The following is an 8,954-nucleotide window of genomic DNA, read 5'->3' on the forward strand; positions in this document are numbered from 1 at the left end:
GTCGCAATTAGCCATTCACTTCGAAGGTAGGTTAGATGGCGTGCTAGATATTTAGCAATTTAGGCTGACACAGAATTCTGAACGCCCTCGGGCGCGATGAAAGCGCAGGACTATAGACTAGCCCTACCGCTTTATTTACTGTTTTCCACACTTTGTCGATATCGACGTCAGTAAATAGATGCTGAGAAATGGATCCCAATTCTTTGCTAGTAAGCGGCAGAGTATTAATTCCATCACTCCTGGCTTGACGTAAGGCTTTGAGAAATTGTTGGTTTTGCCTATCTTCAGGCTCTAAATAGATGACTACAATCTGATTGTCCTGTGCCAAAACCTTGTGAGGGACATCTTCGAAAATCACAATACATTGTCCGGTGTGAATACTTTGTGCCTTGTAATCTTGAACCGAGATGTCTTTGTCTAAACCAATGCAAATTTGGACAGCATGATGTGCATGAACATCATTATCAGGACTGATTCCGATGTAAATCGCTTTGTAGGGCCACAAATGAATATGCATGGCTGACTCAGTATCAAAAGTTCAGGCTATTGATTTTTGCCTTATAAATCTACACAAATGACGAATGTTAGCCGATAGATACACGTTGAGGCGAGTGCGCACAGTGAAACTGTGTGCTTCTTACACTTTTAAGTGTGTAAATAATTTAAAATGCCACAGTCCCTAATGGTTTTGTTTTGATCACACTTTGACGCCATATTTTCGAGTGATGACTTTAATGCGTTTAGCTCTTCAATGCGAATAATGACGTCTGATAAATGCTTAGCTATTAACGTATTGATATTTGAACAGCTCTGATCTGGCTTCGAACGACTGTCCATGAGCGTTTTTACTTCCATGATAGACATATCCAATGAACGACACTGTTTAATAAATAGGAGTTGTTCAATAGTCCCCTTGTCGTAGACACGATAATTTCCACTTGAGCGCTTGAGCTCAGGCAATAGCCCTTTCTTTTCATAAAAACGAATGGTCTGAATACTACAACCTGTCGTCTTTGCGACATCACCAATTTTCATTTTTTTCTCCTAACCGTTGACTCTATACCAAGTATAGACTTTATACTCATACTATTCATCAGTAAAGAGTGTGTTTCTAATGAGCGGATGTGGGTGCGAAGTTGAAATAAAAGACCAGTCTCAACGACAGGTTTTGTATTGGCTTTTGGGAATAAACGCGACAATGTTTGTTATAGAAATGGGGATCGGGTTGCTTGCTCATTCAACCGCATTAATAGCCGATTCACTTGATATGCTCGCCGACGCAGTTGTCTATGGTGTTGCCCTTTATGCTATTGGTAAATCGCTATTGCACAAAGCCAATGCGGCTAGAATTAGCGGCTTTTTTCAGATGGCACTGGGTGTGTTGATTATCATTGATATTGTAAGACGGTCAATTTACGGTAGCGAACCTGTATCGGGACTAATGATGGCTATGGGGGCAGTTGCACTGGTTGCTAATGTCATTTGTCTTGTGATCATACGCAAACAAAGAAATGAAGAAGTGCATATGCGGGCAAGCTGGATATTTTCAGCCAACGATGTGATTGCCAACTTAGGTGTTATCTTTGCTGGCGTTTTGGTGTTTTGGCTCGATTCTCGATGGCCTGATCTGGTTATCGGTGTGATAGTTTCGTGCGTTGTGTTGCGCGGGGCAAAAATGATCCTCGAAGATGCTGGAAATGAAAGACAGCGAGCGCTTAATGCGCAAAGTTGATAAGAAAATGCCAATTTTTAATTGCACATCAAAACTGCGTAGGTTGGCATGGCTACTTATTACTTTGCTCATGTGTCAATCGGGCTTTTCGTTCGCCGCTCAATGCGATGACTACCCTGCGGAGGTATCGTCAGTCCCTGAACAATCAAAGTCGATAGGCACTTATGATGTTCCCGAAAAAAATGTAAATGCTGGTGATAATACGTCGAGTGAAGAGTCTAAGTGTTTCCATTGTGTGCTGTGTCAATGTGGACAGATTAAGTTTCTGGCACAGCACCCAATAAATGACGTATCTAAACCGTTATATACCAATCAATACAGTTATTCCCGCAACGTCACTGACGGCCTAGTCGAAGGCCTTTTGCGCCCACCTCAACATTAATCCATTCCCTCCTATATGTTTGCATGGGTGCTTTCCATGTATGTCGTTATCTTATGAACAAAAGGTTCTTTTATGAGTTCTTCACGCCCACTGGGCATAAAAAAAGCTAGCTCAGCGTATCTGAAATTGATATCTGCTGCACTGGTAACCATGAGCATATCTGTTCAATCTGCCAATGCGCAAAAGTCTTCAATCACGCTTGAAAATGCGCTCAAACGCACATTATCAAACAACCCAGATTTAGTTGTGTTCGAATTTAAATCTTCGGCTTTGGATGGTGAATCAAAAATGGCCAGCTTACGACCTGAAATGTCTGTTGGGGTTGAAGTTGATAATGTGTTGGGAACAGGCGAAGTGTCTGGTATTAAAGATGCCGAATTGACACTGACCTTATCGTCGGTCATCGAGCTTGGAGATAAAGTCAGCGGCCGAATGAATGTGGTGAGTTCAAAAAAAGCACAACTGCTTACACAACGGCGCATTCGTACGCTGGACATCTTGGGTGAAACAACTCGACGATATATCAATGTCATTGTCCAACAAGCGTTGCACAAGACTGAGCAACGAGCTGAAATGCTGGCTCGCACAATGCTTCAGACAGTCTCTACACGGGTTGAAGCGGGGGCTTCTTCACCACTTGAGAAAAAACGTGCAGAGTCAGCGTTGTCGCAGGCGCGTTTGTCGTTATTGATAAGTGAACAAAAACTCAATGAGTATAAACGCGACCTGGCCATCATGTGGGGTGACACTAACGCTGCGTTTGCGGAAGTTGAAGGGACACTGTTATCGTTTCCAAATTCACTATCACTTGAACATATGCTTTCACAGCTTCAAAGCAATCCACACGTTCTGCTTTATGCTGATAACTATCGGGTACAAGAGGCCAGATTGAGAGTGGTTCAGGCCAGTCAGCAGTTCGACATTGCGTGGGAAGCCGGTATCCGAAGAATGCAGGGAATTGATGACACAGCGTTAGTCGCCAGTATTTCGGTGCCGTTAAATACCAAGCAGCGGAATCTAGGTGAATACGAACAACAGCGCGCATTGCTTGACAGTATAGACTATCAAAAACAAGCGAAAATTCGTGAACTCACTCGCCAATTAAATCAAGTCATTAGCGCAAAAGACCAAGCCTTGCTCACTGTTACGACCCTTCAAGACAATGTCGTCCCAACATTGGAATCTGCATTGAAATTGGCGCGGGATGGCTATGAAAGTGGTCGCTACAACTACATAGAGTGGGTGACAACGCAACAGCAACTCATAGATATGCAACGAACTATGATAAAAGCCGCAGGCTTAGTTCACCTTCGAAGCGCAGATCTAGAGGCACTTACGGGAATTCCCGTGTTTTCTGACTCTCCCTCGACGTCTGCTCAATCATCACAATGAATAGAGAAAAAATAATGAATAAATCACAATTTACATTAGTTACTAGCGCACGTGACTTGCTTGGCATGTTAGTCATGCTAGTTACTTTACTGTTTGCTTCTGTCGCCCTGGCTGATGATGACGATGAGGAAGCCGAAGAAAGACCCGAGTACGTAGTGTTATCTCAAGAACGGATGCTTGAACACGATATCGTGACTGCATCGGCCGCATCAGGAACATTATCGCTCACAACCAGAACCTTTGGGCGGATAGTTCATGATCCTGCGTCACTGAGTCATATTCGTGCCCGCTTCGACGGTGTTGTAAAACGTATCATGGTGAATATTGGAGATAAAGTAGAAAAAGGTGGCACACTGGCAATCATTGAGTCAAACGAGAGTTTAAATCAATACTCAATCACCTCACCGATGTCTGGAAAAATCATAGCTAGACACGCCAATGATGGTGAGCTCACCAACGGTCAAGTACTGCTTTCTGTTGCTAATTACTCTCGCGCAATTGCTCAATTGGCTATTTTCCCCAAACAACGTACTCGTATTGCCGCTGATATGGAAGTCACTTTAAGGCTTGAGGAATTGCAGCAACAATCAAGTATAAGCCACATTACGTCCTCACCTGATGACAAACCTTATTCTATCGCGTTTGTGAACGTTGATAATGGCAGTGGTTATTGGCCTTTAGGCGCTATGGTAGAGGGTTATATTCAGATTGGGTTCCAAGAAGTCAATCTGGCTCTCCCCAAAAGTTCAATACAAGAGTTAGATGGGCAAACCATTGTTTTTGTCAAAGAAGGGGAGCGATTTTACCCCCGCCAAGTAAAGATTGGGAACACGGACAACCGTTTAGTAGAGATTGTGAAGGGCGTTCAAATAGGCCAGCAAGTCGTTGTAGAAAATAGCTATCTACTAAAAGCTGATTTATTAAAAATGGAGGCGGGCGATGATGACTAATTACCTGCGCATTTATTGTCAAAAGCAAAGCCAAGTCCATAAAAACGGTGAGGTGAGAACATGATAGCACCAATACTCCGTCTATCCATTGAGCGACGTGGTGTCATGATGTTGTTCGCCTTGTTTGTCGCCTTTTTTGGTATGTATAGTTACAAACAATTGCCGATTGATGCTGTGCCTGATATCACCAACGTGCAAGTGCAGATAAATACCGCAACCCCAGGTTACTCGCCTTTGGAGACTGAACAACGCATAACGTTTATAGTTGAAACCTCGCTGGCCGGTTTGCCTAATTTATCGTATACCCGCTCGATATCACGCTATGGTTTGTCGCAAGTCACAGTCGTGTTTAAAGAGGGCACTGATTTATATTTCGCACGAAATCTCGTCAACGAGCGTCTCACCGCCATCGCGGCGCAATTGCCAACAGGGTTAACCCCTGAAATGGGCCCTATCTCCACAGGCTTGGGTGAAATTTACATGTACTCGTTAAGTGCTGAGCCTCAGGCGCGACAGGACAACGGTCAACCCTATGATGCTATGGCATTAAGGGAGATCCATGATTGGGTAATTAAGCCCCAATTGTCGCTTGTTGAGGGGGTGACCGAGGTTTATGCGATAGGCGGATTTGAAAAGCAATATCATGTGAATCCTAATCCAGTCGCAATGATAAACTTTGGGATAAGTACAGGTGACCTTCTCAGTGCGCTAGAACGCAACAATGCGAATCAAGGCGCTGGTTTTGTAGAACAAAATGGGCAACAAGTACTGATCAGATCGGAAGCCCAACTTAAGGGCATCGACGATATCGGCCAAGTGGTTGTTAAGATCATTGATGGCGTACCGGTAAAAATTCAAGACATCGCCCAAATCAACCTCGGTAAAGAGCTGCGCTCTGGAGCCGGCACGTTAAATGGCCAAGAAACAGTGATTGGCACGACAATGATGTTAGTGGGAGAAAACTCTCGTACGGTCGCCAAAGCTGTGGACAGTAAGCTCGAAACCATTAAAACAAGCTTACCCGAGGGCGTAATCCTTGAAGCGGTTTACGATAGGACAAGCCTCGTTGACAAAACCATCGACACAGTGCAGAAAAACCTCGTCGAGGGCGCTTTACTTGTCATCGTTGTGCTATTCGTTTTGCTTGGGAATGTGCGAGCTGCACTTATTACCGCCGCTGTAATACCCTTGGCAATGCTTGCCACGATATCGGGCATGGTCAAAACAGATGTGTCTGCTAACTTGATGAGTTTAGGCGCACTGGATTTTGGCTTGATTGTCGATGGCGCAGTTATCATTGTTGAAAACTGTATCAGACGATTATCCGAATCCCAGAAACAAAACGGCGCTACTCTACCGCTCAAAGAAAGGCTGAATGTTGTATATGAAGCCACTAATGAAGTCATACGCCCCAGTTTGTTTGGTGTATTGATCATTACCATTGTTTATATCCCCTTGTTCACGCTCACTGGCGTCGAAGGTAAAATGTTCCACCCCATGGCAGCGACCGTGATAATGGCTTTGCTTGCCGCAATGGTATTTTGTTTTACCGTAGTGCCTGCGGCGATAGCAATTTTCATGAGAGGTAAAATTAGCGAAAAAGAAAGCCCAATTATTAAAGGTGCAAAGGCAGTATATCGTCCTGTTTTAACCGGAGCGCTGCGTTTTAGATGGCTAGTGGTAGTAGCAGCGAGTGCTTTGGTTGTCGGCAGTTTATGGATGGGCAGTAAATTAGGCTCCGAGTTTATTCCCCAGCTCAATGAAGGTGATATCTTAGTACAAGCGATACGCATCCCTGGGACTGGGGTAGAACAAGCAGTTGAAATGCAAAAAACTCTTGAAGCGAAACTTATGCAGTATGAGCAAGTTCAGACGGTATTCGGTCGCACGGGTACGGGTGAGGTCGCTACCGATCCTATGCCGCCCAACATTACTGATACGTTTGTTATTTTGAAGCCTAGGGAACAATGGCCCGATCCATCAATGACTAAAGCCGAGCTAGTCGAAACGTTTGAAGAGGACTTGTTTACCTTGCCCGGCAATAATTATGAATTTACCCAACCTATTCAAATGCGGTTTAATGAATTGATCAGTGGGGTAAGGGCAGATTTGGGCATAAAACTATTTGGGGATGACTTAGATACCCTCTTTGCATCTGCTTCTGACATTTTGTCCGTTATTTCAACGATTGAAGGGGCTGATGACGCGAGGCTTGAGCAGGTAGAAGGCATTCCAATCTTCACCGTCACACCAAAGCCTGATCAATTGGCACGCTTTGGTTTGGATATAGCCGACTTGCAGTTATGGCTCAATGCTGCGACAGGTGGAGAAACCGCTGGAATGATTTTTGAGGGCGACAGACGCTTTGAAATTGTCGTGCGATATGCCGACGACATTCGAAATGAACTCACTCAGCTTGAGAGCGTTCCCATAGTCACGCCCTCTGGTGAGCATGTACCAATAAGCGAATTAGCCACACTTGCATTTAAAGAAGTACCTAGCCAAATAAGCCGGGAGAATGGCAAACGTAGTATTGTTGTCACAGCAAATGTGCGTGACAGAGATATTGGCACTTTTGTTGAAGAAGCTCAGGCGAGAATTAATGATGAAGTAGATTTACCTGCTGGTTATTGGCTCGACTATGGTGGAACCTTTGAGCAGCTCGAAAGTGCGAGTCAACGATTGACGATTGTGGTACCGGTTACGTTGTTTGTGATTTTGACAATGCTGGTAATTGCGTTTGGTTCTATACGCGATGCGTTGATTATCTTCACAGGTATCCCTTTGGCATTAACAGGCGGTGTAATGTCCCTTTGGTTAAGGGATATGCCTTTATCCATATCCGCGTCGGTAGGATTTATCGCGTTGTCTGGGATTGCCGTATTAAACGGATTGGTAATGCTGTCCTTCATCAAGCAACGTTTGCTAGAAACCGGAGAATTAGTGAATAGCATTGTTGAAGGGGCACTTATTCGCTTGCGTCCGGTATTAATGACAGCACTAGTGGCAAGCCTTGGATTTGTGCCCATGGCGCTCAATACGGGCATAGGTGCAGAGGTGCAACGGCCTTTGGCCACGGTGGTCATCGGCGGGATAATATCGTCAACCTTGCTAACACTGGTAGTGCTGCCTGTACTCTATCGACTCGTGCATAGTAAAGGGGATCAGTAGTGTTCTTGGGCATTTATTCGTAAATGCCCAAGTTTTACCTGAACGATTTTTAGGTACCTATTGACTCTTTATTAAGTATAGACTTTACAATCATATTCTTAACGTCATGTACGATAAGGATAGATATGGTTTCGCTTATTTTAATTAGTAGTTTTTTGGCGCTAGCCGTCCTCGGTAGAAGCTTTGTTCAATATAAGAGAAATGGTGATTTTGGTATAAGAGCAGCATCTATAAACGCACCATTAATAGAAATTGTACCAGGGGCTATATTCGTGGTTACGTTTTGCTTTGCATTTGGTCTAGTTCTTTTTGGTTACTTAGGACGTGCGCCCCTACTATTTGTTCCTTCAATTCCATTTCAGCTTCTCGGCTCCTTGATTGGCGCCTGCGGAATTGCTGTAACTTTGTTGTCTCAAATTCAAATGGGAGATTCATGGCGTATTGGCGTTGACCAGCAAGAAACGACTGCACTTATTACCCACGGGATTTACGCAAAGTCTCGCAACCCCATTTACTTTGGTATTTTTCTATTTTGGGCAGGGGTGTGTATAACGTTCCCACATTTGCTGCTTTGGGCATGTGCTTTTGTATGTTGGATTTGCATTGAAGTGATTGTTCGACAAATTGAAGAGCCTTATTTGAAGAAAGTGCATGGCGATGATTTTCTAAAATATAAGTCTGACACTAACCGATACATACCTAAGCTTTCACGCTTTAAGTTTTGACGCTTAAATAAGTAATGGCGCAGGCTGCTTTATATGCATAAACTAACGAACGGTATCTTTTAACGTCCATTTTTATGAACTGTCGTTATTCTTAAGTGAACTACCCAGCGACATCGCTTCGCTCTGATCACTGGGCTTCTACAGTCTAGCTTAACGGCTAGGCTGCTTCTTTTTTCTCAGATCCAAAATCCAACTTCGATAATTCGAAGACTTTCGTTTTAACGGATTGTTTCTCCTGAGATACGGGTGCTACCCTTGCGACGATTCCAGCCGCAATTAAATCTAATTCACCTGTCTTTTCTATGCTCTTAGCCGACGATAGATCACGGTTTTGATACGTTCCGCAAGCTACACAAGTGAAATACCTATCGTTCAATGTTAAAACATGGTTTTGGCCGCACTCTGAGCAGATCCCAGTGGACTTCTCAAATCGACCAATTTCGTGATACAACTTACCCTCTAACTCAGCTTTGTATTTTGAAAGCTGAGTTATCAGCCCCATTACGTTATCGGCAACCATGCTGCCATTGAACTTTTGAATCGCTTTTACGTTTAAATCTTCAAAACACGCTATATCAGTTTCATTGATTATCTGTCGTGAA

9 protein-coding genes are annotated in these 8,954 nt (G+C 43.9%); 6 read left to right on the plus strand and 3 right to left on the minus strand.

Annotated elements, in window-relative coordinates; translation table 11 throughout:
- Positions 1 to 43: 43 nt before the first annotated feature.
- Both AN394_RS20450 and cadR read right to left on the minus strand, forming a co-directional pair.
- Positions 44 to 517: a hypothetical protein gene (locus tag AN394_RS20450; protein WP_055022425.1), complete on the minus strand. Its 474-nt coding sequence runs from the start codon at positions 515 to 517 to the stop codon at positions 44 to 46.
- Between the two features lie 128 nt (positions 518 to 645).
- Entirely contained in the window at positions 646 to 1,035 is a 390-nt protein-coding gene (gene cadR / locus AN394_RS20455; protein WP_004588587.1) for a Cd(II)/Pb(II)-responsive transcriptional regulator, read from the minus strand.
- Positions 1,036 to 1,114: 79 nt separating this feature from the next.
- Here cadR and AN394_RS20460 point away from each other — a divergent pair, with 79 nt between their 5' ends.
- From AN394_RS20460 to AN394_RS20485, 6 genes are all read left to right on the plus strand, one after another.
- Entirely contained in the window at positions 1,115 to 1,732 is a 618-nt protein-coding gene (locus AN394_RS20460) for a cation transporter (RefSeq protein ID WP_036973831.1), read from the plus strand.
- On the plus strand, positions 1,698 to 2,114 hold the full coding sequence (locus AN394_RS20465; protein WP_015065927.1) for a hypothetical protein: 417 nt from the start codon (positions 1,698 to 1,700) through the stop codon (positions 2,112 to 2,114). Before AN394_RS20460 ends, AN394_RS20465 begins: the two co-directional genes overlap by 35 nt.
- A gap of 72 nt (positions 2,115 to 2,186) precedes the next feature.
- On the plus strand, positions 2,187 to 3,506 hold the full coding sequence (locus AN394_RS20470; protein WP_055022426.1) for a TolC family protein: 1,320 nt from the start codon (positions 2,187 to 2,189) through the stop codon (positions 3,504 to 3,506).
- A 14-nt stretch (positions 3,507 to 3,520) separates the two neighbouring features.
- Positions 3,521 to 4,456, plus strand: coding sequence for an efflux RND transporter periplasmic adaptor subunit (locus AN394_RS20475; protein ID WP_055022427.1), 936 nt, complete (start codon positions 3,521 to 3,523; stop codon positions 4,454 to 4,456).
- Positions 4,457 to 4,516: 60 nt separating this feature from the next.
- Positions 4,517 to 7,627 (plus strand): efflux RND transporter permease subunit, encoded by a 3,111-nt coding sequence (locus AN394_RS20480; protein ID WP_055022428.1) that lies wholly within the window; start codon positions 4,517 to 4,519, stop codon positions 7,625 to 7,627.
- Positions 7,628 to 7,752: 125 nt separating this feature from the next.
- Positions 7,753 to 8,352 carry an isoprenylcysteine carboxylmethyltransferase family protein gene (locus AN394_RS20485; RefSeq protein ID WP_004588581.1) on the plus strand — a complete coding sequence of 200 codons (600 nt, stop codon included), beginning with the start codon at positions 7,753 to 7,755 and terminating at the stop codon, positions 8,350 to 8,352.
- A 157-nt stretch (positions 8,353 to 8,509) separates the two neighbouring features.
- Here the strand turns inward: AN394_RS20485 and AN394_RS20490 are convergent.
- Positions 8,510 to 8,954 (minus strand): zinc ribbon domain-containing protein (locus AN394_RS20490; RefSeq protein WP_152968962.1); only part of this gene is annotated, 445 nt, incomplete at its 5' end.

The sequence above is a fragment of the Pseudoalteromonas sp. P1-26 genome (assembly GCF_001401795.1).
Taxonomy (GTDB): Bacteria; Pseudomonadota; Gammaproteobacteria; order Enterobacterales; family Alteromonadaceae; genus Pseudoalteromonas.